General features: G+C 66.3%; 20 protein-coding genes and 1 pseudogene. 10 read left to right on the top strand and 11 right to left on the bottom strand.

What is annotated here, in order from left to right:
* Nucleotides 1–26: 26 nt before the first annotated feature.
* The gene (locus tag UCD39_RS26730) at nt 27–1709 is read right to left on the bottom strand and encodes an alpha-L-fucosidase (RefSeq protein ID WP_330498657.1); all 1683 of its coding nucleotides are present in this window, start codon (nt 1707–1709) and stop codon (nt 27–29) included.
* Between the two features lie 406 nt (nt 1710–2115).
* Complete coding sequence (locus UCD39_RS26725; RefSeq protein ID WP_330498656.1) at nt 2116–4671, bottom strand: TonB-dependent receptor; 2556 nt, start codon at nt 4669–4671, stop codon at nt 2116–2118.
* Here UCD39_RS26725 and UCD39_RS26720 point away from each other — a divergent pair.
* The 9 genes from UCD39_RS26720 to UCD39_RS26680 all read left to right on the top strand — a co-directional run bounded on the left by UCD39_RS26720 (nt 4658) and on the right by UCD39_RS26680 (nt 14268).
* Entirely contained in the window at nt 4658–4993 is a 336-nt protein-coding gene (locus UCD39_RS26720; RefSeq protein ID WP_330498655.1) for a hypothetical protein, read from the top strand. The two genes, UCD39_RS26725 and UCD39_RS26720, sit on opposite strands and share 14 nt — an antisense overlap.
* 63 nt (nt 4994–5056) lie before the next feature.
* Nucleotides 5057–6361, top strand: a complete 1305-nt coding sequence (locus tag UCD39_RS26715) for a sugar MFS transporter (protein WP_330498654.1) — start codon at nt 5057–5059, stop codon at nt 6359–6361.
* A gap of 26 nt (nt 6362–6387) precedes the next feature.
* Nucleotides 6388–7302 carry a glucosamine kinase nucleotide-binding domain-containing protein gene (locus tag UCD39_RS26710; RefSeq protein WP_330498653.1) on the top strand — a complete coding sequence of 305 codons (915 nt, stop codon included), beginning with the start codon at nt 6388–6390 and terminating at the stop codon, nt 7300–7302.
* Nucleotides 7299–8330: an SIS domain-containing protein gene (locus UCD39_RS26705; RefSeq protein WP_330498652.1), complete on the top strand. Its 1032-nt coding sequence runs from the start codon at nt 7299–7301 to the stop codon at nt 8328–8330. Before UCD39_RS26710 ends, UCD39_RS26705 begins: the two co-directional genes overlap by 4 nt.
* A gap of 1 nt (nt 8331) precedes the next feature.
* On the top strand, nt 8332–9504 hold the full coding sequence (nagA, locus tag UCD39_RS26700) for an N-acetylglucosamine-6-phosphate deacetylase (protein ID WP_330498651.1): 1173 nt from the start codon (nt 8332–8334) through the stop codon (nt 9502–9504).
* A 117-nt stretch (nt 9505–9621) separates the two neighbouring features.
* On the top strand, nt 9622–10584 hold the full coding sequence (locus UCD39_RS26695) for an ROK family transcriptional regulator (RefSeq protein WP_330498650.1): 963 nt from the start codon (nt 9622–9624) through the stop codon (nt 10582–10584).
* Nucleotides 10515–10847, top strand: a complete 333-nt coding sequence (locus UCD39_RS26690; RefSeq protein WP_330498649.1) for a hypothetical protein — start codon at nt 10515–10517, stop codon at nt 10845–10847. Before UCD39_RS26695 ends, UCD39_RS26690 begins: the two co-directional genes overlap by 70 nt.
* A gap of 134 nt (nt 10848–10981) precedes the next feature.
* Complete coding sequence (locus UCD39_RS26685) at nt 10982–11884, top strand: ROK family protein (protein WP_330498648.1); 903 nt, start codon at nt 10982–10984, stop codon at nt 11882–11884.
* Nucleotides 11884–14268, top strand: a complete 2385-nt coding sequence (locus UCD39_RS26680) for a beta-N-acetylhexosaminidase family protein (protein WP_330498647.1) — start codon at nt 11884–11886, stop codon at nt 14266–14268. The genes UCD39_RS26685 and UCD39_RS26680 overlap by 1 nt, the downstream gene beginning before the upstream one ends.
* 37 nt (nt 14269–14305) lie before the next feature.
* Here UCD39_RS26680 and UCD39_RS26675 read toward each other — a convergent pair whose 3' ends face one another.
* The 6 genes from UCD39_RS26675 to UCD39_RS26650 form a co-directional block, all read right to left on the bottom strand.
* A complete protein-coding gene (locus tag UCD39_RS26675) occupies nt 14306–16444 on the bottom strand; it encodes an alpha-L-fucosidase (RefSeq protein WP_330498646.1) in 2139 nt (712 codons plus the stop codon).
* Between the two features lie 88 nt (nt 16445–16532).
* On the bottom strand, nt 16533–18869 hold the full coding sequence (locus UCD39_RS26670; RefSeq protein WP_330498645.1) for a GH92 family glycosyl hydrolase: 2337 nt from the start codon (nt 18867–18869) through the stop codon (nt 16533–16535).
* Nucleotides 18870–18985: 116 nt separating this feature from the next.
* Complete coding sequence (locus UCD39_RS26665; protein ID WP_330498644.1) at nt 18986–21940, bottom strand: TonB-dependent receptor; 2955 nt, start codon at nt 21938–21940, stop codon at nt 18986–18988.
* Nucleotides 21941–22274: 334 nt separating this feature from the next.
* On the bottom strand, nt 22275–23003 hold the full coding sequence (locus UCD39_RS26660) for an SDR family NAD(P)-dependent oxidoreductase (RefSeq protein WP_330498643.1): 729 nt from the start codon (nt 23001–23003) through the stop codon (nt 22275–22277).
* A gap of 48 nt (nt 23004–23051) precedes the next feature.
* Complete coding sequence (locus tag UCD39_RS26655) at nt 23052–23843, bottom strand: pirin family protein (protein ID WP_330498642.1); 792 nt, start codon at nt 23841–23843, stop codon at nt 23052–23054.
* A gap of 82 nt (nt 23844–23925) precedes the next feature.
* A complete protein-coding gene (locus tag UCD39_RS26650; RefSeq protein ID WP_330498641.1) occupies nt 23926–24477 on the bottom strand; it encodes an FMN-dependent NADH-azoreductase in 552 nt (183 codons plus the stop codon).
* Between the two features lie 68 nt (nt 24478–24545).
* Here UCD39_RS26650 and UCD39_RS26645 point away from each other — a divergent pair, with 68 nt between their 5' ends.
* Nucleotides 24546–24998 carry a winged helix-turn-helix transcriptional regulator gene (locus UCD39_RS26645; protein ID WP_330498640.1) on the top strand — a complete coding sequence of 151 codons (453 nt, stop codon included), beginning with the start codon at nt 24546–24548 and terminating at the stop codon, nt 24996–24998.
* A gap of 4 nt (nt 24999–25002) precedes the next feature.
* On the opposite strand, the gene iolB is transcribed toward UCD39_RS26645, so the two are convergent.
* The 3 genes and pseudogenes from iolB to UCD39_RS26630 all read right to left on the bottom strand — a co-directional run.
* Nucleotides 25003–25812 carry a 5-deoxy-glucuronate isomerase gene (gene iolB, locus UCD39_RS26640; RefSeq protein WP_330498639.1) on the bottom strand — a complete coding sequence of 270 codons (810 nt, stop codon included), beginning with the start codon at nt 25810–25812 and terminating at the stop codon, nt 25003–25005.
* Nucleotides 25809–26018, bottom strand: a complete 210-nt coding sequence (locus tag UCD39_RS26635; RefSeq protein WP_330498954.1) for a TIM barrel protein — start codon at nt 26016–26018, stop codon at nt 25809–25811. The genes iolB and UCD39_RS26635 overlap by 4 nt, the downstream gene beginning before the upstream one ends.
* An 89-nt stretch (nt 26019–26107) precedes the next feature.
* Nucleotides 26108–26659: pseudogene (locus UCD39_RS26630) on the bottom strand (TIM barrel protein); the annotation flags it as partial.
* Nucleotides 26660–26696: the final 37 nt, after the last annotated feature.

Here is a 26696-nt window from a genome sequence, read left to right as displayed (position 1 = left end):
CGCGGGCGGCCTTTGGCCGTGCCCGCTCAGTGCATCTCGATGCGGTAAACGTAGGCGGCGACGGCGCCCTCCCCGCCCTCGTCGGGGCGCTTGGGCAGCGTCAGGTGCAGGCCGTCGGCCTCCTGGCGGACGTTCACGGGAGTGCCGCCCTGGGCGCCCAGCAGGGTCACGGTCTTCACCGCGTCATCCGCCTTCAGGCTGTGGATCACCACCTCGCCTTCCGCCGGCCAGCCCAGCTCGATGGCGTACAGCGTCCCGCCCTTGGTGGTGAAGCGGAAGTCCTGCGCCGTGTAGGGCTTGGTCTTGGTTTCCTGGAAGGAGCCGCTGGCCACCTCGGTGGGGCCTTCGCCAAACTGGCGCCACGGGCGGGTGCCATAGATGGCCTCGCCATTCACCTTCAGCCAGGCGCCCATGGCCATCAGCGTGTCCTGCGCACCCTGCGGGATGCTGCCGTCGGCCCGCGGCCCGATGTTCAGCAGCAGGTTGCCGTTCTTGGACACGACGTCGGCCAGCAGGTGGATGAGCGCCTGAGGCGACTTATAGGTGTCATTCTCGACATAGCCCCAGCTGTCATTGCTGATGGACGTGCAGGTCTGCCACACGCGCGGCTGGATGCCCGGCAACTGGCCGCGTTCGATGTCCAGCACGCCGGCGCCCTCGGGGAAGGCGCCGATCTTGTAATTGACGATGGCGGAACCACCCAGCTTGGCCTGGGCGTTGTAGTAATAGGCCAGGAACTTCGGCAACGTGCTGCGGAACGCCGGGTGGCTGATCCACCAGTCGAAGTAGATGAGGTCGGGGTGGTAAAGGTCCACCAACTCCGCCGACCGGGCCAGCCAGTTGCTGAGCCAGGCCTGCGAGACCGGCGTGAAGTCGCCGAACACATCGGCGTCGTCGGTGCCCTTCTCCTTCACGCGCAGTTGCGCCGGGCCGTAGAAGTCGGCGTAGCGCGGATCGTTCACGTCCGACGGGATCTTGCGCCCCTCGTCGAAGAACCAGTCATGCTCCGCCCGGTGGGATGATAGGCCGAGGTGCAGGCCCTGGGCCCGTACCGCCCGGGCCAACTCGCCGATCAGGTCGCGCTTGGGGCCCATGCGCACGGACGACCAATCCGACAGCTTGGTATCGTATAGGGCGAAGCCGTCGTGATGCTCCGCCACCGGCACCACATATTGGGCGCCGGCCGCGCGGAACAGGCTGGCCCAGGCGCGCGGATCGTACTTCTCCGCCTTGAACAGGGGGATGAAGTCCTTGTAGCCGAACTTGTCCTGGGGCCCGAAGGTCTTGATGTGGTGTTCGTATTCCTTGGTGCCCTTGGTGTACATGAGGCGCGAGTACCATTCGCTGCCAAAGGCGGGAACGGAGTAGAGCCCCCAATGGATGAAGATGCCGAACTTGGCATCGGCATACCACTGCGGCACCTGATAGGCCTTCAGCGACGCCCAGTCGGGACGGAAGGGACCCTGCGCGTCGCCCTCGTCCACCTGCTTCAATTCCGCAGCAATCTCCGGCACATGCTTCGCGCCGCGCTTTTCCCACTGCGCATCGATCTGCGCCGGGGATAGGGACGCGGTCGGGGCGGTCGGGGCGGTCGCCGGCTGCGGCGAAGCGGCGAGGGCCGCGGTGGCCGGTGGCAGCGCCAACGCCGCCGCCAGCAGGCCGGCCCTGATCCGCGTATGGATCAGGCGTCGGGAAGAGGGGCGGGTCATGTTTTGCCTCCGGTTTTGGGTTTTGTTGGATGGGAGTGGCGTGCCGCTCAGCCACAGGGCCGGGCACGGCCCAGGGCGCGAGGCCGCTGGCCTTGCGCCCCGGCCGTCGGGCCACTGTAGACCATCAAGGGGAAGGAGGGGAATGGACGGCCGTCGGTCATGCCGGCCCGCCGGATAAGGGCGTCAAGCCCGAGAGTGGCGGCCGCAAGGCCAAACCCGCCCTTTGTTCCTAATCCCATGACCCTCAGGCTCCCCTGCCGTTGGCCCCGCCAAAAGGCGGGGATAGAGAAGGACCCATGCCTATCGTGGACAACCGCCCACAGGCTATTCTGCCAGGTATTTTCTTTAATTTAAAAAAGAATGGGCCGCCGCCAAAGCACGGGCGGCGGCCCAGGGGGAGGAAGGATTACATCTTGTAGGACATGTTGATCGAGTAGACGCTGCCGTTCTTGTAGTAACCGATCGGCGCCGCCTTGGTGTTGTTGTACCAGTAGTACATCTCATCCAGCAGGTTGGACGCGTTGAGGGTGACCTGCATGTGCTCGTCGATGCTGTACGTGGTCGAGAAGTCCAACTGCATGTAAGAGTCGACCATGTTACGCGAGTCCAGGCGGCCGATGCTGGTGAAGTACGGCGAACGCCAGCCTAGGCTCACGCGGGCCTGGATCGGGCCCTGTTCATAGTACGGGATGAAGTTGAAGGTGTGCCGCGACAGGTACGGCATGTTGATGTTGGCGCTGCCGGTATCGGCGATGGAGTAGGTGTAGTTGGCCTGGACGCCGAAGCCGTAAGCGATGTTCGTCTGATACATCGCCGCGAAGCCCTTGACGTTGGCATCGGAGTAGTTGACCGGCGTCGACACGCTGTAAACCGCCGTGCCGCCATGGGTGTTGTCCTGCAGCACCATGTCGGTCGCCGTGTTGACGATGTAGGACGAAATCTGCCGGAAGAAGAACTCACCCGAAACCAGCGAGTCCTTGTTGAAGTACCACTCGGCCGAAACGTCGTAGTTGTTGGACTCGTAGGGCTTCAGGTTCGGATTGCCGCCGCTGGCGGTGTGCTGGGTATCGTCCTTGGAGAAGGCACCGGCCATGTCGGCGTAGCGCGGACGGGCGATCACCTTGGCGGCACCGAAGCGAACGATGATATCGTCGGCCACGTCGTAGGCGAAGTTGAACGTCGGCAGGAAGCGGCCATAGCGGCTGGTCTGGGTCACGCCATAGGGGTCGCTGGCCCCGTTGTCGTATTCCCAATACTTGATGTCGTCGGCGGTGTGGACATAACGGACACCGACATTGCCGCGGTACTTTTCACCGGCGAAGTTGACCTGGGTGTAAGCAGCGCTGTTCTGCTCCGTCACCTTGTACTCGGAACCGAAGTCCCGGTAGTAGGTGGTGTTCAGGCCCTTCAGGTAGTTGATCACCGCGTCCTGGCTGATGGTGTAGAAGTTCAGCCAGTCACCCGAGGCGTTCAGGCCATCGAACAGGCCGCTCGGCACCTGGGAACCGCCCAACTGGGCCAGCGTCGTGCTGCCGTTGGAATAGGTGCGGCTGCCATAGGCGCGGACCGTGTTCATATGGTCGGTGTACTTGACGCCGGCCTGAATGGTGGTGATGGGACCCCAGTTGATGTCGTGGGTCACATCCATCTGGCCGTAGGCCTCGGAGTCGGCGTTCAGCTGGGCGGCGATGCCGCCAACCTGCTTGCCGGTGCCGTTGGTGGCCATGTTGTCCATGGACGACGAGCCGTCGGTCGAGGTCACGTTGGTGTGCGTGCCGTCGTACGAGAAGCTGTACGGCGTGGAAGAATAGAACGACAGCAGGTATTCCGGGTCCTTACCACCGAAAGCGCGGGTGTAGCCCACGTCGGTGTAGACCTTCCAATCCTTGGTCGGCGTCCAGGTGCCGGCCAGGTTGACACGGGCCGTCTGCACCGTGGTCTTGCGGTAGTTCGTGTCCAACTCGGTGTAGGCGCCGTTGCCCAGCGAGGCGCTGGTGATCAGGCCGTTGTTGATGGTCACGGCGTTGAACAGGTTGGTGCTGGCCGCCGGGTAGATGAAACGCGACTGGCTGAAGTTGTTGTAGACGCCGTGGATGAACAGGCCGGACAGGTTCAGGTCGATCGTGTCGGTCGGCTCGTACTGGATGGCACCCTGCAGGCCCTCACGCTCACGGGTCTGCTTGAAATAGGCGGCGTTGATACCGGCCGGGAAAGTGGCGTTGGCCAGGCTGCCGCTGCCCGTCACCGTCGGGTTGGAGGTGATGGTGCTGCCCTTCTGGTAGCCGAAGAACTCGATACCGGCGCGCGACAGGTCCTGCTTGTCATAGGTGCCGGCGACCATCACACCGAAGTTGCTGGCCGGATTCTTCCAGCTGTACAGCAAGGAACCGCGTGGGTTACCCAGCTCAGACCGGGTGTTGTACGAATAGCCGACCGAGCCGCGCATGGTGTTGGCGTCCAAATCCAACGGCTTGCGCGTGTGGATGATGACGGTGCCGCCCAGGCTGCCTTCGTCGATGCGAGCTTCAGTGGACTTGTACACTTCGGCCTGGTCGATGATTTCCGGCGACAGCAGGCTGTAGTTGAACGTGCGGCTGTTCGGGTCGTTGGGGTTACCGCCCCAGTCGGCCGAGGCGATGGTCTGGCCATCGACCAGGATGCGGTTCAGCGCCGGGTCGGTGCCCAGAATGCTGATCTTTTCACCTTCGCCAAACTGATGGTCAACACTGATGCCGGGCAGGTGGGACAGCGATTCCGCGACGTTGGTGTCGGGGAACTTGCCCACGCCTTCGGCGGAGATGACGTCAACGATGGCATTCGCCTGGCGCTTCACTTCAATGGAGCGCTCAAGGCTCTTACGAATACTGGTGACGACAATCTCTTGCAGCTCATCGTCAGGATTGGCGTCGGCCGCATAGGCCTGCGCTGCTATGAACGAACCCGTCCCCATGCTCATCAGCATGGTGGTAACCAAGGCGTATTTCTTAAATCCCATGATGTGGTTTCCCCTGCTGTGCTTTATTCTTGTAGATCCTGCCGATCTCTTGAATATCGCTTCGCTCCGTATCGGCAATACTGGAGGCGTTGTTACCGTAACCAAAGTGCCGCACAGCCTCCCCGGCGTCAATTTTTTTTTAATTTGCTTTCATAAATCCCGTTTTGGCGTGATTATAAGGCAACGGGTGATGGCGGAAGCGAGGAAATCCGGCAGGATGCGGACGGGACCGCTGAACCTGCCCAGGGCTGGCGGACGGCCATATCACACCCGACTCTGCCCCCTCTGAACACTGCCCCCAGTTGTTCCTTTCACGATCCCGGACCCTGATCACCGATTAAGGATGGCGCCCATGGCCTTTGTGAAACCGCCCCCCTCACCGAACCAGAATCGCGCCTCCATGGTGGTCATCGGCGTCCTGTTCTTCATTTTTGGTTTCGTCACCTGGCTGAATGGCCCGCTGATCACCTTCGTGAAGCTGGCCTTCAATCTCGATGACGTGAACGCCTTCCTGATCCCCATGGTCTTCTATCTGTCCTATTTCTTCCTGTCCCTGCCCTCCTCCTGGGTGCTGCGGCGGACAGGCATGAAGAAGGGCATGGGGTTCGGCTTGTTCGTCATGGCCATCGGCGCCGTCATTTTTGGCGAGTGCGCCACGATTCGGGTCTATCCCGGGGCGTTGACGGGGCTGTTCGTCATCGGTGCCGGCTTGTCGCTGCTGCAGACGGCCGCCAACCCCTACATCAGCATCCTGGGCCCCATCGACAGCGCCGCGCAGCGTATCGCCGTCATGGGCATCTGCAACAAGGTCGCCGGCATGTTGGCGCCGATCGTCATCGGCGCCCTGGTGCTGAGCGGCATCGACACCCTGGACCAGCAGGTCAAGGCGGCCCCGACGCCGGAAGCGCGGGAAATGCTGCTGTCCGCCTTCGCCGCGAAGATCCACATGCCCTATCTGGTCATGGCGGCGCTGCTGGCCGTGCTGGCGGTATGGGTCATCCGCTCGTCCCTGCCCGAGGTTTCGGCGGAGGCCAATGTTGGCGCCGACGACTCGGCCGGTGATGCCGCCCCCGCCCTGTCCCGCGCGCCGCACCTGTGGCTGGGCGTCCTGTGCCTCTTCCTCTATGTCGGTGTCGAGGTCATGGCCGGCGATGCCATCGGCACCTACGGTCACGGTTTCGATCTGCCGCTGGATGAGACCAAGTTCTTCACCTCCTTCACCCTCGCCGCGATGCTGGCGGGATACCTGGGTGGGCTGTTGCTCATTCCCAAGGTCCTGTCGCAGGAGCGCTATCTCGCCCTGTCGGCGATCCTGGGCGTGATCCTGACCGTCGCCGCCTTCGCCACCAGTGGATATGTCTCGGTTGGGTGCGTGGCGGCGCTGGGCTTCGCCAACGCCATGATGTGGCCCGCCATCTTCCCCCTGGGCATCCGTGGCCTGGGTCGGCGGACGGAGGTCGGGTCGGCCTTGATGATCATGGGTATCGCCGGCGGCGCCGTCTTGCCCCAGCTGTTCGTGCAGTTGAAACAGCACTATCCCTTCCAGGCGGTGTTCCTCGCGCTGATGGCGCCGGCCTATCTCTACATCCTGTTCTACGCGCTCTACGGCCACCGCGTCGGCCGCAAGGTCGTCGCCGAGGTCCCTTCCCTCGCCTGATCCCTCGTTCATTTCTGAAAATGCTCATGACACCCGATCGCTACTATCTAGGCGTCGACGGCGGCGGCACCAAATGCCGTGCCCGCCTGCGCGCCGCCGACGGCACCTTGCTGGGCGAGGGCCTGGGCGGCCCCGCTAACATCCGGCTGGGGCTGGATCGCGCCTGGTCCAGCATCCTGGAGGCCACGCACGCAGCCCTGGCCCAGGCCGGGCTGGACGCCAGCATCTTCCCCCGGCTGCATGTCGGCCTGGGTCTGGCCGGCATCGTGACGCCGACGGACAGCATACGGACCCGGGCCGCCGGCCCGGCGTTCGCCTGCCTCGCCGCCGAGACCGATGCGCACGCCGCCTGCCTGGGCGCCTTCTCCGGCCGGGATGGCGCCATTCTGATCGCCGGCACCGGCAGCGCCGGCTATGCCCTGATCGGCGGCCGGGGCCATGCGGTCGGCGGCTGGGGCTTCGAGGTGTCCGATGAGGGCAGCGGCGCCAGCATCGGGCGGGAGGCCATCCGCCTGGCGCTGCGGGCCCATGACAATCTGGCACCGGAAACCGGCCTGACCCGGCAAATCCGCGACCGCCTAGGCGGCACGCCGGCTGCCGTCGTCGGCTGGGTGAACGATGCGGGCCCTGCCGACTATGGCCGCCTGGCGCCCGATGTCCTGGCCCATGCCGCCAAGGGCGACGCCGTCGCCTGCTCCATCATCTCGGGCGCCGCGAAAGAGCTGGAAACCTACATCCGCCATCTGCACGCCCTGGGCGCCCCGAACCTGTGCCTGATGGGCGGGTTGTCGGCCCCCTTGACGCCGTGGCTCAGCCCCTGGGCCCGGTCCCTGCTGGTCGAACCGGAGGGGGACGCGCTGGAAGGCGCCCTGCTGATGGCCCGCCAAGCCGCCCCCCGCGACATAACCCAACGCCCAATCGCCAAGAGCGCCCTGCCATGAGCACGACCACCCCCCTGATGGCCCGTGAGGCCGCCGAAACCCCTGATGCGATGCGTCGTCAGATTGAGCGCTGCGCGCCCCTGTTCCAGGAACTGGGCGATCGCCTGCGCCGCTTGGCGCCGCGCTTCGTCGTCACCGGCGCGCGGGGCAGCAGCGACCATGCCGCGACCTATGGCAAATACCTGATCGAGACCCGGCTGGGCCTGCCCGTCGCCTCCATCGGTCCGTCGGTGGTGTCGCTGTACCAGACGCCCCTGCATCTGAAGGACTCGCTGTACGTCGCGGTGTCGCAATCGGGACGCAGCCCCGACCTGCTGCGCCTGACGGAAACGGCCAAGGCCGGCGGCGCGCTGACGGTCGCCTTCGTGAACGATGAGACGTCGCCGCTGTTCCAGATGGTGGACGTGGCCATTCCGTTGTGCGCCGGCCCGGAAAAAAGCGTCGCGGCCACCAAGTCCTATCTGACCTCGCTGTTCGCCTTCCTGCAGATGGTGGCGCATTGGCAGGCCGATCCGGTCCTGCTGGCCGCCGTGGCCAGCGCGCCCGAATGGATGGAAAAGGCGGCCGCGCTGGATTGGTACCCCGGCCTGTCACACCTGGCGACGGTCCGCGGCCTGTACATCACCGGTCGCGGCCTGGGCGCGGCGGCGGCCCAGGAAATGGCCTTGAAGTGCAAGGAGACCAGCCGTCTGCACGCCGACGCCTTCAGCGCGGCCGAGGTCATCCACGGCCCCCTGGCCCTGGTGGGGCCTGACTTCCCGGTGCTGGCGCTGACGCAGGATGACGCCACCCTGCCGCCGACCCTGGACGCCATCCGCCGCATGGTGAGCCTGGGCGCCACGGTACTCTCGACGGCCACCGACATTCCCGGCGTGGTGCCGCTGCCGACGGTGCCCGGCATCCCGGCGGAACTGGCCCCGCTGGCCTCGGTGCAGAGCTTCTACATGGGTATCCACCGCATCGCCACCGGGCGGGGCCTCAACCCGGATGTGCCGCCCAACCTGGCCAAGGTGACGGAGACCGTCTGACATGCGCCAACTTCTGACGGGGGCCCGCCTGTTCACCGGGGACGTGCTGCTGGACGGTCACGCCCTGCTGCTGGATGGTACCGACATCCTGGACATCGTGCCCGCCGTCGCCACCGTGGCGGGGGCGGCCCGGGTCACCCTGCCGGAAGGCAGCCTGCTGGCCCCTGGCTACATCGACACGCAGGTCAACGGCGGCGGCGGTGTGCTGTTCAATGACACGCCCACCGTCGCCGGCGCCCTGGCCATCGCGGCGGCGCATCGGCGCTTTGGCACCACGGCGCTGCTGCCGACCGTCATCACCGACGACCTCAACACCATGGTGTCCGCAGCGGAGGCTGCCGCCGAAGCCGCCACCGTGCCCGGCAGCGGCATCATCGGCGTTCACCTGGAAGGCCCCTTCCTGAGCGCCGCCCGGCGCGGTGTTCATAAGGAAAGCCATATCCGCCGCCCGAACGGGGTGGACCTGGACCGGCTGTGCGCCCTGCCCCGGCAATTCGGGGACCTGGGCCGGGTGCTGCTGACCTTGGCGCCGGAGCAGGTGGAGGATGCGGACATCGCCCGCCTGGTGCGGGCGGGCGTGGTGGTGGCCGGGGGCCATTCGGCCGCCAGCCATGAGCGCACGCAGGCGGCCGTGCGCGCCGGCCTGCGCGGCTTCACGCACCTGTTCAACGCCATGCCGCCCATCAACAACCGCTCGCCGGGCATCGCCCTCGCGGCGATGACCGCCAAGGACGCCTGGTGTGGCCTGATCGTCGATGGCATCCACGTCCATCCCGACCTGCTGGCCCTGGCCCTGGCCGTCAAGCCGCGGGGCAAGATGATGCTGGTCACCGACGCCATGCCGCCGACCGGAACGGACGCCATCAGCTTCACCCTGTATGGCGACCGCATACACCGCCGTGACGGCCGCTTGGTGACGGATGACGGCGTGCTGGCCGGCGCCGACATCGATATGGCGCAGGCGGTGCGCAACGCCATGAGCCTGCTGGGTCTTGATCTGGAAGAGGCCTTGCGCATGGCGTCTCTGTACCCGGCGCGCTTCCTTGGACTGGACGGGCGTTTGGGTCAGTTGGCCGCCGGCTTCCAGGCCGACCTGGTGCTGTTGGACGCCGACCAGCGGGTCCTGGACACCTGGGTGGCGGGGCAACGCGATGGCGGTATGACGTTAGCCTGACGCAACTCTCTGGCTAATTTTCTTCGCCCGCCCGCAAATGCGTCATTGTGTCTATGACAGCGGTGTCTCATCATGGGAACGAATAAACAATTAATTTGAAAAAGGGAACACGGCCGGATGCAGCCGCCCCTCAGCCCCCCACCTCCAGACCTTCACCCCACCCTGGGCGCCAGCCTTTCCGGCACGAACCTGGAGCGCGCCGGCGACCACAACCAGAGGGTGATGCTGCAGGCGATTCGCGTCAGCGGGCCGCTCACGCGCGCCGACCTTGGCCGGCTGACAGGGCTGACCCCCCCGGCCATCGCGAACATCACCCGGCGGTTGCTGAATGACGGCCTGATCCTGGAAGTGGGCCGCATGCAGGGCACCCGGGGGCAGCCGGCCATGCGCCTGGCCATCAACCCGGACGGCTGTTTCGCCATCGGCGTGAACGTGGATCGTGACAACGTCACCCTGGTGGTCCTGGACCTGCTGGGGCAGGTGCGCCACCGGGCCGTCCTGGAAGCGTGCTTCCCCTTGCCGGAGGCGGTCAGCGCCTTTTTCACGGCGCAGATGGACACGTTGACGCGGACCCAGGCTTTCCCCCTCAGCCGCATCATCGGCATTGGCGTTGCCCTGCCCGATGACCTCGGCCGGGTGAACCTGCCCAACCGTCCCAAGAGTTTCGAGGCCTGGAGCACGACGGATATCGCCGGCCTGTTCACCGCGGTCACGCCGCTGCCGGTTTTCGTGGAAAACGACGCCGCCGCCGCCGCCCTGGGCGAGCTTCAGTTCGGCTATGGCCTGCGCGACCCCAGCTTTTTCTATGTCCTGATCAACCAGGGCCTGGGTGGCGGCATGGTCATCGATGGCCACTACTTTCGGGGCGCCCAGGGACGCAGCGGCGAATTGGGCTTCCTGCCCATCGTCTCCCCCGCACCCAGGCCCGCACCCTGGAAGAGGCGGTTTCGCTGTCGGCGCTGTTTGCCTATCTCGCCGCCCGGGGCAGCATCGTCACCCGGCCGGAACAGTTGCTGGAACTGGACGACATCGGCCAACAGCTTCTGGCGGACTGGCTGGATTTGGCGGCCGAACTGCTGACCACGCCCATCGTTGCCGTCAGTTGCCTGGTGAACCCGGAGGCGGTGTTTTTCGGCGGACGCTTGCCGGCCCCGCTGATCGACCGCCTGGCGGCGATGATCAACGATCGGTTGCGGGCGCATTCCGGGGTCATTCCCGTCATCGTTCCCGTCCATCGCGCTGCCACGGCCACCGACGCCCCCGCGGTGGGGGCGGCGTTGCTGCCCTTCAACGACCGCCTTTTGCCCAGTCGCACAACTCTTATGAAAACGGCGGCCGAATGACGGCATTAATTATTTAATTTTACCTTTTTAATCGGTATGGTTCTTTCAACGGGCCGGAGCAAAGGCGCCGAACAGGGGCGACAGGCACAGCCTAATCTCTGTCATCTACCAGCAGCCTGCATGAGGGCTTACGCATGATTCAAATCGGGGTCGATTTTGGCGGCACGAAGATCGAGGCCGCCGCCCTGGATCTCAACGGCCGTTTCCTGTCGCGGCTGCGCGAGCCCAATCCTGGCAGCTACGACGCGGCCATCGCCACCATTTGCCGCCTGGTCAGCCGGGTCGAAGCGGAAGCGGGCGCGCAGGGCACGGTTGGCATCGGTGTCCCTGGCTCGATTTCGCCGCAGACCGGGCTCATGCGCAACGCCAATTCGGTTTGGCTGAACGGGCGCGTCTTCCACAGCGACGTTGCCGCCGCCCTGGGCCGTGAGGTCCGGGTTGCCAACGATGCCAACTGCCTGGCCCTGTCCGAGGCTGTCGACGGCGCTGCCGCCGGCGCGCGCATCGCCTTTGCCGTCATCCTCGGCACCGGGTGCGGCAGCGGGCTGGTGATCGATGGCCGCCTGATCGAGGGCGCCAACGGCCTGGCCGGTGAATTGGGCCACGTCTCCCTGCCCTGGCCCAAGGCCGATGAGGTGCCGGCGCCCGACTGCTGGTGCGGCAATAAGGGCTGCCTGGAAACCTGGGTGTCCGGCACGGGGTTGAGCCGGGAGTTCAAGGCGGTCACGGGGCGCAAACTGGACGCCGAGACCATCATCCAGAGCATGCGGCGCCACGAGCCGGACGCCGTCGCGGCCTTCGATCGATTCATCGACCGGCTGGGTCGCGGCTTGGCCTTGGTCAGCAACATCGTCGATCCGGACGTCTTCGTCTTTGGCGGCGGCCTGTCCAACGTCACCGAGATCTATGACCGGCTGGCCGGCGCCATCCGGCCCTATCTCTTCACCGACGTCTGGGAGGCGAAGCTGGTTCCGGCCCGCTGGGGTGATTCCTCCGGCGTGCGCGGCGCCGCGCGCCTGTGGGAACGCACGCTGTAATGGTGTCCCCTCGGCATTGGGCCGCGGTGGTGCTGGCCACCGTGGCCTTCGCCGTGTCCCACCCCATCCAAGGTGTTGCGCAGACGGTATCCCCCTTGGATCTGTCGGCGGCCGTTGTCGTGGCCCTGCGGGTCCAGGGGCCGGAGGCCGCCGCCGTTGACATGCTGGTGGATGAGGTGCGCAAGCGCACCGGCATCGCCTGGTCCCAGGTGTCGCCGTCCCAGGACCCGGCACCCATGGACGACGCACCCGTGCGCATTGTTATCACCCATGCCGCCGGCGCGACCAAGCCCGAGGGCTACAGCCTTCGGACCGAAAGCCATGGGCGGCAAACCACCCTGGTCATCGCCGGCAATGACAGCCGTGGCGTCCTGTTCGGCATCGGGCATGTCCTGCGCACGCTGAGCATGACGCCGGGCCATGTCGTCCTGGATCATCCGCTGAATCTGTCCACCAGCCCGGCGCAGCCGGTGCGCGGCCATCAGATCGGCTATCGCTTCAAGAACAATACCTATGACGCCTGGACGCTGGCGCAGTTCGAACAGCACATCCGCGACCTGGCGGTGTTCGGCACCAATGCCATCCAGCTAATCGCCCCGGCCTCGGACGATGAGCCGACCAGCCCCCTGTTTCCGGCCCCGGCCCTGGACACGACCCTGGGCATCGCCCGCCTGCTGGACAAGTACGGCCTGGATTGCGATCTCTATTACCCGGAGATGCGCGACAACTACGCCGACCCGGCGACGGTGGACCAGGAACTGGCCGCGTTCGAGGATCTGGTCCGGCGCTTTCCGCACATCCATGCCCTGTACGTGCCGGGCGGAGATCCGGGACATACGCCCCCCGCCCTGCTGTTCCCCCTGCTGGAACGGGAGGCGCGTATCCTGCGGCGCTATCATCCGGGCGCCCAGCTCTGGGTGTCCGCCCAGGGGTTCGACCAAGCGCACTATGAGGATTTCTATCGCCTGGTGGCCCAGCGCCCGGATTGGCTGACCGGGGTTTTCTTTGGACCTCAATCGCGCGATTCACTGCCGGTGCAGCGCGCCCGGGTGCCTCGCGTCTATCCCGTCCAATTCTATCCCGACATCGGCCACACCCTGCACGCCCAGTTCCCGGTGCCGCGGTGGGATCCCGCCTTCGCCCTGCTGGAGGGGCGGGAACCGGTCAATCCCCGCCCTGAGGCCCAGACGCTGATCTTCCGGCACTTCGCCGGGCTTACCGCCGGCTTCGTCACCTATTCGGAAGGGGTGAACGATGACGTCAACAAGGCGCTGTGGACGCGGCTGGGCTGGGATCCGACCACCCGACCCGAGGATATCCTGCGCGATTATGCGCGCTATTTCCTCGATGCCGGCGCGGGCGACCGGTTGGCCGCCTTGATCATGGGGTTGGAACGTGCCTGGGTGGGCCCCATCAAGGACAACGGCGGCATCGACGCCACCTTGCAGGGCTTCCAGGCCCTGGCGGGCCTGCCCGCGCTGACGGACAATTGGCGTTTCGAGTCCCTGCTCTATCGCGCCTATTACGATGCCTACGCCCGGGCCCGGGCCACGGCCGAAGGGAGTCGCGAGGCGCAGGCCCTGGCCCTGCTGGCCCAGGCGCCCGCGCGAGGCAGCCTGGACGCGATGGCGGCGGCCTCGGCAACGCTGGCACAGCCGGATGGGGCGGAGACCGGCCGCCTGCGAGACAAACTTTTTGACCTGGCGGGGCGTCTCTATGCCCATGTCGGCCTGCAACTGAGCGTCAGCCGCTATGGCGCGTCGGGAATCGAGCGCGGGGCCAACCTGGACCGCGTGGACACCAGCCTCAACGACCGCGTTTGGCTGACGCGGCAGTTCGAGGATATCACCCGCTTGCCGGATGAGGCCGCGCGACAGAAGCGGCTGGCGGAGATCGTCGCCTGGGCTCAGCCGGCGCCGGGCAGCCTGTATGACGACCTGGGCGATCCTTGGAAGGAGCCGCATCTGGTGCGGGGGCGGGACTATGCCCAGGACCCGGAACTCTACGACAGCGCCATTGACGGCATCGCCGACAAGATCCCCGACGACGGCTGGCGCCTGTCCTGGATCACCTATGCCGAGACGCTGTACGAACGGCCGATCCATCTGCGCTATCGGCATCTTGATCCCGCGCGCCAGTACACCCTGCGCGTGACCTATGCGGGCGAAGACTACGCCCTGCCCATGCGCTTGGTCGCCAACGGCCATATCGAGATCCACCCGCCCCTGGGCCGCCCGCGCAACCCGTCAACGCTGGAGTTCGACATTCCGCAGGCGGCGACCCGTGGCGGGACGCTGGACCTGGAATGGACGCGTCCGCCCGGCATGGGCGGCAGCGGCCGGGGACACCAGGTGGCGGAAACCTGGCTGATCCCCAAACCTTGACGATCTCCTGGCCCTGACGATCCCCAGGGCCTGACGTTCAGCGCGTCACCACGCCCAATTCCGCGAAGGCCACCTGGCCTTCACCGCCGGCGGTGCGGGTGATTTCCAGCCGAACGAAACGGCCCGGCCGCACCACCGGGAACATCACCCGTTGCTCGCTGGCATTGGCCGCGATGTTGGCGAACTCGCCCACCGCCGCAGGGCCCCAGTCCTTGCCATCCTCGCTGACCTGGATGCGATAGCCGGCGGGCGCCCCCACGCCCGGCGGACGCTGACCGGCCGGCAGCAGCGTGACGCCCTTCAACGGGCGCCGTTCGCCTAAATCCACGACGACGGAATGGGGTAAGGCGGCACCGCCGGTAACCCAGAGGCTGCCGGAATCGTCATCGATGATCGCCTCGGCACCCGGCGCCGTGGCCGACACGATCCGCCAGTCCGCCTTGGACACATCGAAGATCCGGCTGGCAACGGCGCTGCTGGCTCCGGTGCGCGGCAGATGGCACAGGGCCTGGACGATGCCGCCGTCCGGCAGGGGAAACGGATCCTGATAGAGGGGTGAGTGCGGGGTCGGAGTGGTGCCGTCGGTGGTGTAGTGCAGGGCGGCGCCCGGCAGGTCGCTGGACAGCGTGACCATGCCGCGGCGGTCACGGTGGATGGCCGGCTCTTCCACCAAGTCGGGCAGGCGGAACAGACCCACCTCGCGGATGGCCGGGCAGGCGTCGGCGTCCAGGATGCGCAACCGCAAGCGCGTCGTGGTCACCGGCGCCGGCAGGCGCACCAGGCGCTGACTGCCAATGGCGGTGTGGCGGGCCACCTCGACCCAGTCCGCCCGGTCGCCCTCCCAGATCTCCAGGGTGAAGGTGCCGATCCGCTGACCCAGCGGCAGGTACTCGCGCAGGCGGATGACGTCGAAAACGCGGGGTGCCGGCCACTCCAGCACCAGGTCGGCGGCCCTGATGCCGTCGGGGGGGCACCAATAAGTATCCGGCCGCCCATCCAGGACAGTGTCCGGGCCGAAGCCTGGGCCGCGCGTCGCGCTGGCCCGCGGCACGGCCCCCTTGGCCAAGTCCGTGCCGAAGGTCGCGCGCAGGGTATCGCCCCAGCCCGCCAGCATCGCGGCGTCATGATCGGGGATGCGGCCGCGCCGGTCGGGCGGCAGGTTCAGGATCAGGTTGGCGCCCCGGCCCACGGACTCGAAATACAGCCGCACCAGGCGGCCCACCGACTTCACGTCGGCATCCTCGCGGGCGTGCCAGAACCAGCCGGGACGCAGGGACACGTCGACCTCGGCCGGACGCCAGTGCGCCCCGCCCCGCACGCCATGCTCCCCGATCTCCTGGGTGTAGGGGGCGTCGCCCACGGTCGCCCAGCAGGGCTCGCCGGCGTAGCCTTCCTCATTTCCCACCCAGCGGGCGTCCGCCCCCCAAGGCCCATGAGAATCCCGGCCCCAGTTGCCCCAGACCACGGCGTCCGGCTGGTACTGCCGCACCAGGGCCCAGGTGTTGGTCCAGTCGTAATAGCTTTCGGCGTCGATGGAACGCTTCTCCCGCGCGCCGCCGTAATAGCCATCGCCGCCGTTGGCGCCGTCGAACCACATCTCGAACAGGGGGCCATAGCTGGTGAGCAGCTCGCGCAACTGGTTGCGGTAGTAGGTGATATAGGCCGGCCGGCCATATTCCGCATGATTGCGGTCCCACGGCGACAAGTAGAGCCCGAACCGCAGGCCCGCCCGATGGCAGGCCGCCGCCATTTCACCGACAATGTCACCCCGCCCATCCTTGTAGGGGCTGTTGCGGATGCAGTGCTCGGTATACCGGCTGGGCCACAGGCAAAAGCCGTCATGATGCTTGGCGGTCAGGATCAGGCCGGTCAGGCCCGCGGCCTTAGCGGATCCGACGATCTGGTCGGCGCTGAAATCGGTGGGGTTGAACAGGGCCGGCGACTCATCGCCATAGCCCCATTCCCGGTCGGTGAAGGTGTTGATGCTGAAATGGACGAAGGCGTAGGCGGCCATCTCATGCCACGCCAGTTGCCGCGCCGTGGGCACGGCCCCCCAGGGCCGGGGCGCCGGTACCGGCTGCGCGGCCAGGGCGCCCGGTCCCGCCAGCGACAGGACGCCGGTCGCCGCCCCACTGGCCAGAAGGGCACGGCGTGACGGCAAGGAACTGTGTGACATGAGCGCCCCCTGGACAGGCTTATCTTAATGAAAATGAATTAAATAAATCATGCCATGTCCAGGGGGCTGACGGAACGGCAAAAGCGTCTCAAGCGCTTGAGCCCGTGAAGGAGGGCGGCTGGTCGTCCTTGCCGGCGCCGAAGGCGGGGTTGGGCTTGGGCCCCATGGTGAATACCAGCCGCCCGCCCCGGACCAGGTCGGCATGCCGGATCCAGCTGCGGGTGTACGGCTTGCCTTGCCAGGTCACCGACTGGATATAGGGACTGTCGGGCGCGTTGCCGGCGGCCTCGATGGTCAGGGTCCGGCCCTCACCCACCGCCACCTCGACCCGGTCGAACAGGGGGGAGCCAAAGACGTAGATGGGCGTGACGGGGTCGACGGCGTATAGGCCCAGCGCGCTCATCAGGTACCAGGCGCTCATCTGGCCGCAATCCTCGTTGCCGGCCAGGCCATCCGGGTCCGCCCGGTACATGGTCTTCAGCAGGCTGCGCACCCGCGCCTGGGTCTTATGGTGGGCACCGGTATAGGCGTAGAGGTAAGCGATGTGGTGGCTGGGCTCGTTGCCATGGGCGTACTGGCCCACCAGGCCGGCGATGTCCGGCGGCGCGTCGTCCGGCAGGTCGGAACTGGTGGTGAACAGCTCATCCAGCTTGGCCTCGAATGCCGCCGGCCCACCGAACATGGCCATGTAGCCATAGATGTCGTGCTGGTTCAGGAAGGTCGCCTGCCAGGCGTTGCTCTCGGTGAAATCGCGCCACTTGCGGCTATGGCCCATACCGCGCGGGTCGAAGGCCTGCGCCCAGCTGCCGTCGGTGAAACGCGGGCGCATGAAGGTGACGTCGCGGTCGAACAGGGCGCGATAGTTCAGGGAACGCTGGCGCAAGGTCCGGGCCTCCTCCGTCGCGCCTGCCGCCTCGGCCAGCCGCGCGATCGCCCAGTCGTCATAGGCGTATTCCAGGGTCTTGCTGACCGCCTCTTCCACCGTGTCGCTGGGGATATAGCCCAGGCGCCGGTATTCCGGCAGGCCGCTGGTCTGGCCCTGGAACGCCTGTTTGCGGAAAATGGGCCAGGCGCGGGCGTAATCGACACCGGGAATGTCCTTGGCCGCGGCTTCGGCCAGCACCACGGCGGAATGCCAGCCGATCATGCAGCCCGTCTCGGTGCCCTGCAACGGCCAGACGGGCGGCCCGGCGGGGCTTTCCTCCGCCATGCGCACCAGGCCGCCGACGATGTCGCCCACGCGCCGGGGTGGCTGCGCCAGGGTGAACAGCGGATGCAGGGCGCGATAGGTGTCCCACAGTGAATAGGTGGAGTAGTTGTTGGCCCCGGCCGGCAACTGGCGCACGGTGCTGTCCATGGCGCGGTAGCGGCCGTCCACGTCGCTGAACAGGGTGGGCGCCAGCAGGGCGTGGTAGAGCGAGGTATAGAAAATCTTGAGGTCGGCGGCGTCGCCGCCTTTGGTGATCGCCAGGCGGCCCAGCTCCGCCTCCCACGCCGCTGTGGCCGCCGCGCGCACGCCGTCGAAATCCCAGCCGGGGATTTCAGCCTCAAGGTTGCGCAGGGCGCCGTCCACGTCGACGGCCGACAGTCCCACCTTGACCAACAGGGGGGCGGACGCGGCGTCGTGCAGGTCCAGCACGCATTTCAGCGCAGCGCCCTGCACCTCCCTAGCCCCCTCAGGCAGGGCGTGATCGTTGGTGTAGAGCCTTGCCCCGGCGAAGGGCCGTGACAGTTTCAGCGCGAAGTGGATGACGCGCCCCTGCCCCCACTGATGAACCTGGCGGCCGCCGACCAGCGTGTCGTTGCCCACCAGGCGCAACGTGGCGCCGGTGATGCGGGTGACCGAGCCGGCGGGGTCCTGGTAGCCGTGCGCCAGGTCGATGAGAAGGTGCGCCCCGTCCTTCCCCTTGGGAAAGCGATAGCGGTGCAGGCCCGCCCGCGCCGTGGCCGTCAGTTCGGCCTCGATGCCACTGTCTTTCAAACGTACACGGTAATAGCCGGGCGACGCCTGTTCATCGGCATGGTCGAAGGGCGCGCGGTAGCCCTCGCCCGGGGCCTCGGGCGTGCCGGGATCCAACCGCACCGGGCCCACCCTGGGGACCACCAGCACGTCCATCATGTCACCCACGCCCGTGCCGCTGAGATGGGTGTGGGAGAAGCCCAGGATGGTGGTGTCCTGGATGTGATAGCCGGAACAGGCGTCCCAGCCGGCAGTGTTGGTGTCGGGGCTCAACTGCACCATGCCGAAGGGGACGGTGGCGCCGGGGAAGGTATGGCCATGGCCACCGGTGCCGATGAAGGGGTCGACATGCCGGCAAAAGCCCCCGGCCGCCTTGGCGGCGGCGAAGGCGCCCGACACACCGCCCGCCAGCGGCACCAGGGCCGCCGTGGCGACGCCGCCCAGCAGGTCACGCCGTGTCATCATGGGAAAGGCCCTCCGTCATCGCTGGTTCAGATCGCGGATCACGCCGCCGATCAGACCCGCGCAGAATAGAAAAAGGTCCCGGTGATCGCCACCGGGACCCTTCATCTCAAAGCGGATCAGTAGCTGTACTTCATGCTGACCAGGATGGTCCGGCCCGTCTCCACCACGTCAGAGATGGCCAGGCTCGACTTGCCGATGTGCGACCAGTAGGACACGTCGTCGAACAGGTTGGCCACCGACAGGTCGGCCCGAACGCCGTAGCCGAAGTCGTAGCCGGCATGCAGATCCACCCGCTGGGACGACCGGACCCACAGGTCATCCCAGCTGCTGCCCAGGCCCAGGTAATCGTACTGGGCCACATAGGCACCGGTGTAGTGATAGATCAGGTCCAGGGTGAAGCCGTCCTTTTCATAGAAGGCCTCGATATTGGCCATCCATTCCGGGGCGTTCTGGATGCGCTCGTTCGGGTCCAGCCCCGCCGCCTTGGTGTTGACCGAGGTCCACTGCCGCGTGAGGTTGGCGCCGAGGCCGAAGCCATCGAAGGGCGCCGGCATGTCCTGGAACTTCTGCCGGGCGGACAGTTCGATGCCATAGACCTGACCATCCCCGCCGTTGGTGGGGTGGTGGAAGATCACAGAGCTGCTGTTGGTGACTGCCGAGTTGGTATAGGTGCTGCCGTTATCGTAGATGTAGTTCGACAGCTGCTTGGCATAACCCGCCACCATCAGGTTGCCGCCGTGGCCCGTGTCCCACTGGCCGGAGACGTCATAGTTGACGGCGGTGATGGCCTTCAGGTTGGGGTTGCCTTCGGTGATCGTGGTGACGCCGTTGGAAATGCTGGTCTGCGAGCCGCCGCCCAACTGCACGAAGGGCGGACGGGTGTAGCTGGTCCAGATGGCCGCGCGGTAGACGGAATCGTCGTTGGGCCGGTAATTGGCGAAGATGCTGGGCAGCGGCTCATTGTAGTGGGTGGAGTTATAGCCCCAATGCCCCGCCAGCTCGTTGCCATCGGCATCGTGCGGCGTGACCCAGAAGGTGTTGTGGATAGCCGTGTGCTCGAACCGGAAGCCGGGGATGACCTCCAGGTCGTTGAACTTAAGGTTGGCCAGGACATAGGCGGCCGACACCGCTTCCGTCCCCTTCTGGGTGTTGCAGTTCCAGTTGTTGACATACAGGCTGCTGCAGCTGTCTAGGTTGCTGGGGCTGGAATAGGTGTTGTAGAGGCGGAACAGGGCGGCCTGGTCGATCACCGGCACGGACCAATTGTAGACGCCCGGATAGACCGACGAATAATTGCCGCTGATGATGCCCAGCGAGCCGAAGGTGCGGCCGTCGCTGAAGTTGCCGTTGTACCAGTCGCGGTTGGTCACCTGGCGCTCGCTGTCCTGGTACTTCACGCCGAACTTGATGAAGTCCAGCGGACCGGCGTTCACGTCGTAGCGGACGTCCAATTTGCCACCGCCGCGCACCTGGCCGCTGTACTGTTCCGTCAGCTCGCCCCGGTCGCGCGCCGGCAGGCTGGCGACGTTGCCCAACTGCGAAATGATCTGTGAGCTGACCAGCGGATAGGGCAGGTCGTTCACATACGTCGCCAGCGTGCTGTTGCCGTAGGCGAAGCCGTTGCCGTCGTTCTGGGTGGAGCGGGTGGAGATTTCGATGTGGTTGGGGCGGTCATTGTCGCCCCAGCTGATGAAGGCGCTGGGGCTGACGGTCCAGTTGCCCCACTTCTTCTCACCACCCAGCTGCGCCGTCGCCAGATCGGAATATTCCGGGTTGGTCTCGTACCACAGGCGGGTGGACAGATATTGGATATTGGGTCGGTACAGGCTGGTGCTGCCGATCTGGTCATAGGTCACGTTCATGCCGACCAACTGGCTGAGCGTGCTGTTCTGTTCCGTCTGCGCCACGGCGTAGCCCAGGCGGAAGAAGGCGCTGGTGGTGTCGTCCGGTCGCCAGTCCAGCGAGACGTTGCCGCCGTAGCGCTCCGTATAGCCGGAGGAGACGCCGGCGTTGAAACCCGTGGTCTCCAGGTTCTTGGACGGGTCCAGGTTGCTGGGGTTGCTGCCGTCGGCGTTGGCCACGGCGAAGGCCCAGGCGTTGTCGCAGCAGGTGGACTCCATCACCGCGCCCATTTCGCTGTTGGCGTAATGGCGGATGTCGTAATAGGCGCTGACATAGACGCCGAACTGGTTGTCGCGGCCGAACTTACCCGCCGCCTCGCCCGCCAGGCCGTATCCCAGGCTGCTCTTGTTGTAGTCCTGCGCCCGTGTCTCAAGCCGGCCGCTGGCGGTGAAGCTGAACATCAGCGGCTGGTTGTAGTCGAAGGCCGTGGGCGTGCGGAAATCGACGGTGCCGCCGATGGCGTCGCCGTCCATGTCGGCCTTTGACGTCTTGTTGACGACGATGGTGCTCAGGCCCGAGGGAGGCAGCAGGCTCAACTGCACCTCGCGGCTGTAGGGCATGCCCTGGGCCACGTTGACGCCGTTGATCAGGTTGACGTTGTACTCGCCGTTCAGGCCGCGGATGGAGGTGAACATGCCCTCGCCGCGCGACGCGCCGTCGATGCCGCCCACGAAGGACTGGCCCGTGTTCATGACGTTCACGCCCGGCAGCAGGCCCAAGGCCTCCGCCACGTTGTGCACCGCCGTGTGTTCCAGGTCCGCCGCCGACATGACGTCGACCGTGTTGCTGGCGTTCATCTGCAGGCTGGAGGCCTGATAGCGGTTGGCCGCCACCACGATTTCCTCAAGCGCCGCGGAGTACGCCTCGAAACTGACCATGACCGAGCCATCCTTGGGCACGGTCACGCGGGTCGAACTGGTGTGCAGGCCGGCGCGCGCAGCCGTCACCATGTAGGTCCCTTCCGGCACGTTGGCCAGGGTGAAGGTACCGTCCTCACCCGAGGCGGTGGTGTAGGATGTACCGGGAATGGTGATGGCCGTGGCCGGCAGGGGCTTGCCCGTTGCCGGGTCCACGATCGTGCCCGTGATGCTACCCGCCATGGCCGGCAGCGAGAACGCCAACATCGTCGATCCCGCCAGCAGGCCAGCCCTGAATTTGCCCAGGCCCATGTCTTGCTCCCCGATTTTTGTGGAGCGGCGGCTGGCTCCCTGGGCACCCGCCCCGGGGAACACGGATTCAGCGCACCGTTCTAGCCACAAAGGAACGCCCGACGGGGAGCCAAGTCAATTCATTTTTTCTATTTTAACTATTTTTGATTTGAAAATTCTATTTCAAGCTGACGCGCATATGAAATTGGAATTCGGCGGGCGCGCAGATGGCCGATGGACCGTAGGGCGTCTCAAGCCCTGTTTGTTGAACACAGAGGGATAGGTCACCGGTCCATTCCAACCGCCGCTCACGCGGCCGGTGGGGCCCATGACTCATCACAGGCCCCCAGTCCCGTCAGGGTGCGGCCGGATAAACCAATTCCGGCGCCTGGCGGGCCTCCGCCAGTTGCCAGAGCATCTGGGCCAGGTCCGAGGGCTCGATCTCCGGGATCGCGAAGCCCGGCGGCAGATCGATCTTGATGTCACCCGAGATCAGCCCGGCATGCCAGGCGCTCTGCCGAATGACGGCGGAAAGGGTGAGCATGCCCACGTAGATGCCCTCATTGGCCAACTCGCCATGCAGCGAGTGGAGATAATTCCGCGCCGCGGCCAGGGCGGGTCCTGGGCCGCTCATGAAGGGCAGGCCAACGGCCGCCGATCCGCCCAGGGCAACGAGGATGGTGCCCGCTTTCGCCCGTCGCATGCCGGGCAGCACCGCCTGCACCGCGGCGACCAGGCCGTAAAGGAAAAGCTCTGTCTTCGCCTTGACGTCATCGGGCGCAAGGGAAAAGGCCGGAACGAACACCTCTGGCGCGCTGGGACCGTAATAGAGGGTCTCGATGTCTCCGAAGCGCGATTGGATATCGGCCATGGCCGCTGTGACCTCTACCGGATCCCGCAGATTGGCGGTGAAAGCGGCGGCCGTGATGCCCTCGCCGCTCAGCTGGGCCACCATCGCCTCCAGGGCGGCGGCCCGCCGAGCCACCAGGGCGACAGCATACCCCTGCTTCCCGTACGTGCGGGCCAGGGACGCGCCAAGGCCAGGGCCGGCGCCGAGAATGGCGATCGACTTCGTCATGATCATACCTCTGTGATTCCAGATGGCTTCTGAAGCCTGGATGGCACGGCGGCCTTACTCATCACCCGGGAGGGGCGCGAGCCTGCCCATTTCGCCCTTTTGGTAGCGGAGGATGGCGTCGTTGATTTGCGCCGGCGCGTTCATGATGAACGGACCGTGCATGACCACCGGGTCGGGCATCTCCAATCCGAGGAACACCAGCGCCTGGGCTGGCTTACGCGCCTGGACTGTCAGGGGGCCGTCATCGCCGTGCAGCGTCACGACGTCGGCGGCTGTCAACGCCATGGTGTCATGGCCGGCCCCTAGGCTGATCTCGCCGGACAGGACATAGACGACACAGACCTGGTCCGCCGCGAGGGGAAGGGTAAGCGTGGTGCGCAGGTTCAGGTCAAGGAGGGAAAAGGGCTCCCGCGGGATCATGGGGGAGACGACACCGCCGAACTCACCGACGACGATGCGCACCTGGTCGCCCGCATCGTTCCGCCACGCGGGCACCTCATGCCCATCCAGCCACAACACTCTGGGGGGTGCCAGTTTGTTGGCCGGGCGGGCATTCACGAAGAATTGCAATCCGTGGAGCGGTTGGCCGGGCTGGGTAGGCAGCTCATGGTGCAGCATGCCGCTGCCGGCCTCTGTCCAGACGATACCGCCGGGGCCGACCTGGACGTCATTGCCCAGGGAGTCCCGGCTGCGCAGACCGCCCTTGGAGTCTGGAAAGACATAGGTGACGGCCGAGAAGCCGGCGTGGGGATGGGGCGGGAATGGCCGGCCGCTAACCAGGAAGTCGTCCAGGACCATGACGGGGCAGCGGTCCCCCGCCGCCCCGTGCAGGTCGATCCCGCTCACCGAAAAATTGGGCCCGCCATGACGCGTCCTGACGCGACCCAAGGGGGAAATCCGGATGGGCATGGTATGCCTCGCCTCCGCTTTAGGCGACGAGTTTGAGGATTTCTGACTCCGCCGTCTGCAGGGCGCGCCGCTGGGCCTCCTCACCCAGGGCCAGGCCCTCGGCCCGGACGAAGGTGATGTCCGGGATGCCCAGGAACGTGAAGAAGGCCTGCAGATGCCCTTCCTGGTGGTCGAAGGCTGCATAGGGCGAGCCGGCGGAGAAAACGCCGCCCCGGGAAGAAACCACGATGACCTTGCGGCCGCCGCACAAGCCCTCGGGACCGTGGGCATCATAACGGAAGGTCTTGCCGGGAATGGCCAACCGGTCCAACCAGGCCTTCAACTGCGAGGGAATGCCAAAATTGTACATCGGCGCCCCGACGATGATGGTCTGCGCGGAAAGGAATTCCTCCGCCACGGAGGGATCGGTCTCACCCGATACCAAATGGGGCAACGGCGCGGCAGCCAGATCCCGCCGGATGATGGGTCGGGTCGGGTTCAGCGCGGCGAGATGGGCGACGGTGGAATGGCTGAGCGCACGGCTCACGCTCTTATCGCCATGTATACTGCTGTCGACATGGAGTATGGTCACAGATATGCCCCTTAGTTACACCAGATAACCTGGTTTCATTTCGATATCGGGTATATTGAGGGAACCAAATGGACGCACAAGACGGCACTTTCAGGTCACCGAGGCACACTGGGGGAACCGTGGGATTCAGGGGTGAGTCGTCCTGCCTGTTGGTCAGGGAGGTGCTGACCAGGGTTGGGGACAAATGGAGTGTCCTTGCCATCGTCATGCTGGGATCGGGCCCCAAGCGCTTCAGTGAACTGAAGCGCTGTATCGAAGGGATCTCGCAGCGCATGTTGACGCTGACATTGCGCAGTCTGGAGCGGGATGGGCTGATTACCCGCACGGTGTTCGCGACCGTGCCCCCCCGGGTGGACTATGCGCTGACGCCGTTGGGGGAGAACCTGCTGCACACGGTGACTCAACTGGCGGACTGGGCCAGCACCAATACCCCGGAGATCCTGCGGGCCCGGGCGCGGTTCGACCAGCGCGAAGCCGGGGCGGCGGTGACTCCCGATGTCGCGGTAAGGACGGCGGGGTGACCCCCTACCGCCGCATGATCCAGTCGTGCGCGGGGTCGTTGCGGAATATCCAGCGCCGTTCCGGACCCGCCATCACGTTGAGGTAATACAGGTCGTAGCCATGGGGGGCGCCCACGGGGTGGTAGCCGCGCGGCACCATGACCAGGTCGCCGTCCTGCACGCAGATGGTTTCGTCCAGGCTGCGGTCGTCGGTGTAGACGCGCTGGAAAGCGAAGCCCTGCGGCGGGTTCAGGCGGTGGTAATAGGTTTCCTCCAGCGCCGTCTCATGCCCGGCCTCCGCCGTGTCGTGCTTGTGCGGCGGATAGCTGGACCAGTGGCCGCCGGGGGTGATGACCTCCACCACCAGCAGGCTGTCCGCCGGCTTGCCCTCCGGCAGGATGTTGCGCACGTACCGGGTGTTGGTGCCCTGGCCGCGCACCTCACGGGGCATTTCCGTTTCCGGAATGACGCGGGCCTCGGCGGCCGCGTGTCCCGGAGCGGTGCAGACGGCCAATTCGACCGCATCCGTCGCCACCACGCGATAATCCTGGCCCGCCGGCACATAGACGGCACCTGGCGCCCTATCCTCGAACACGCTGGCGCGACCGCCGACGGGCCCCAGATCCAGCCCCGCCGCCGCCACCTGAGCGGTTCCCGACAGCACCACCAGGCAGGCCTCGCGCCCCGGCTCCACCGCGTCCAAGGCTTGGCCCGGGGCCAGCCGGTGCAGGCGGAAGCCGACGTGGGCCCAGCCGGCGCTTTGCGGCGTCACCTCCAGCACACGGCCGTTGGCGTCCGGCGCCTGGGGCCGCACCAGCAGCGGGGACGCGCTCATGACACCACCGCCAGGCCGGCACCGGCAGCCGCCTGTTGCAGGTGGCGCAAGCCCATCTCGCCATAGCGGCGCGGGTCGGCCTTGGCGGGATCCTGCTCCGCCTCGATGATGACCCAGCCGGCATAGCCGATATCGGCCAGGGCGCGCATGACGGCGCCATAGTCCAGGCGCCCGTCGCCGGGCACCGTGAACATGCCGTCCAGCACGCCGTCCAGGAAGCTGCCCCCCGGTCCATCAGGGCCTGGAACACCGGCTGGCGCACATCCTTGCAATGGACATGGGCCACGCGGGCCGGATGGGTGCGGATGACCTCCACCGCGTCGATGCCGCCCAGGGCGGCGTGGCCGGTATCCACCGTCAGGCCCACCGACGAGCCGGTGTGGGCCAGGAAGCGCGCCAGGTCCTCCGGCCGCTCCACCACCGTGCCCAGGTGATGGTGATAGGCGAAACGCAGCCCCTGCCCGGCGATGTAGTCGGCGACATCGGTCAGCCGCCGGCCGAAGGCGGCCCACCCGGCCTCATCCAGCCGGGGCGTTCGCGCCAGGGGCCGGGCACGGTCACCATGGATGGCGTTGCTGGTTTCGGCATGGACGAAAACGGTGCTGCCCATGGCCTTCAGCAGGGCCAGGTGCCCTTGCAGGGCGGCGATCTCCGCCTCAGCGTCGTGGGCCAGCAGGCCGCCGCTGTACCAGCCGCCCACCAGATCCAGGCCATGGCTGGCCAGCAAGGGCTTCAGCGCCCCGGGATCACGGGGGAATTTGCCCCCCAGTTCGATCCCGCTGAACCCGATGGCATGGGCATCGGCCAGCACCGTTTCCACCGGCGTCGCCCCGCCCAGCTCGGGCATGTCGTCGTTGATCCAGGCGATGGGGCTGACACCGAAG

The sequence above is a fragment of the Nitrospirillum karajorum genome (assembly GCF_036348415.1).
In the GTDB taxonomy this organism is placed as follows: domain Bacteria; phylum Pseudomonadota; class Alphaproteobacteria; order Azospirillales; family Azospirillaceae; genus Nitrospirillum; species Nitrospirillum amazonense_B.
This window is presented reverse-complemented; position numbering and strand designations above follow the sequence as displayed.

Coding starts and splice junctions, on each gene's coding strand:
- UCD39_RS26730 (WP_330498657.1), bottom strand. CDS start 1,709: ATGACCCGCCCCTCTTCCCGACGCCTGATCCATACGCGGATCAGGGCC.
- UCD39_RS26720 (WP_330498655.1), top strand. CDS start 4,658: ATGCTCATCAGCATGGTGGTAACCAAGGCGTATTTCTTAAATCCCATG.
- UCD39_RS26725 (WP_330498656.1), bottom strand. CDS start 4,671: ATGCTGATGAGCATGGGGACGGGTTCGTTCATAGCAGCGCAGGCCTAT.
- UCD39_RS26715 (WP_330498654.1), top strand. CDS start 5,057: ATGGCCTTTGTGAAACCGCCCCCCTCACCGAACCAGAATCGCGCCTCC.
- UCD39_RS26710 (WP_330498653.1), top strand. CDS start 6,388: ATGACACCCGATCGCTACTATCTAGGCGTCGACGGCGGCGGCACCAAA.
- UCD39_RS26705 (WP_330498652.1), top strand. CDS start 7,299: ATGAGCACGACCACCCCCCTGATGGCCCGTGAGGCCGCCGAAACCCCT.
- nagA (WP_330498651.1), top strand. CDS start 8,332: ATGCGCCAACTTCTGACGGGGGCCCGCCTGTTCACCGGGGACGTGCTG.
- UCD39_RS26695 (WP_330498650.1), top strand. CDS start 9,622: ATGCAGCCGCCCCTCAGCCCCCCACCTCCAGACCTTCACCCCACCCTG.
- UCD39_RS26685 (WP_330498648.1), top strand. CDS start 10,982: ATGATTCAAATCGGGGTCGATTTTGGCGGCACGAAGATCGAGGCCGCC.
- UCD39_RS26680 (WP_330498647.1), top strand. CDS start 11,884: ATGGTGTCCCCTCGGCATTGGGCCGCGGTGGTGCTGGCCACCGTGGCC.
- UCD39_RS26675 (WP_330498646.1), bottom strand. CDS start 16,444: ATGTCACACAGTTCCTTGCCGTCACGCCGTGCCCTTCTGGCCAGTGGG.
- UCD39_RS26670 (WP_330498645.1), bottom strand. CDS start 18,869: ATGATGACACGGCGTGACCTGCTGGGCGGCGTCGCCACGGCGGCCCTG.
- UCD39_RS26665 (WP_330498644.1), bottom strand. CDS start 21,940: ATGGGCCTGGGCAAATTCAGGGCTGGCCTGCTGGCGGGATCGACGATG.
- UCD39_RS26660 (WP_330498643.1), bottom strand. CDS start 23,003: ATGATCATGACGAAGTCGATCGCCATTCTCGGCGCCGGCCCTGGCCTT.
- UCD39_RS26645 (WP_330498640.1), top strand. CDS start 24,546: ATGGACGCACAAGACGGCACTTTCAGGTCACCGAGGCACACTGGGGGA.
- iolB (WP_330498639.1), bottom strand. CDS start 25,812: ATGAGCGCGTCCCCGCTGCTGGTGCGGCCCCAGGCGCCGGACGCCAAC.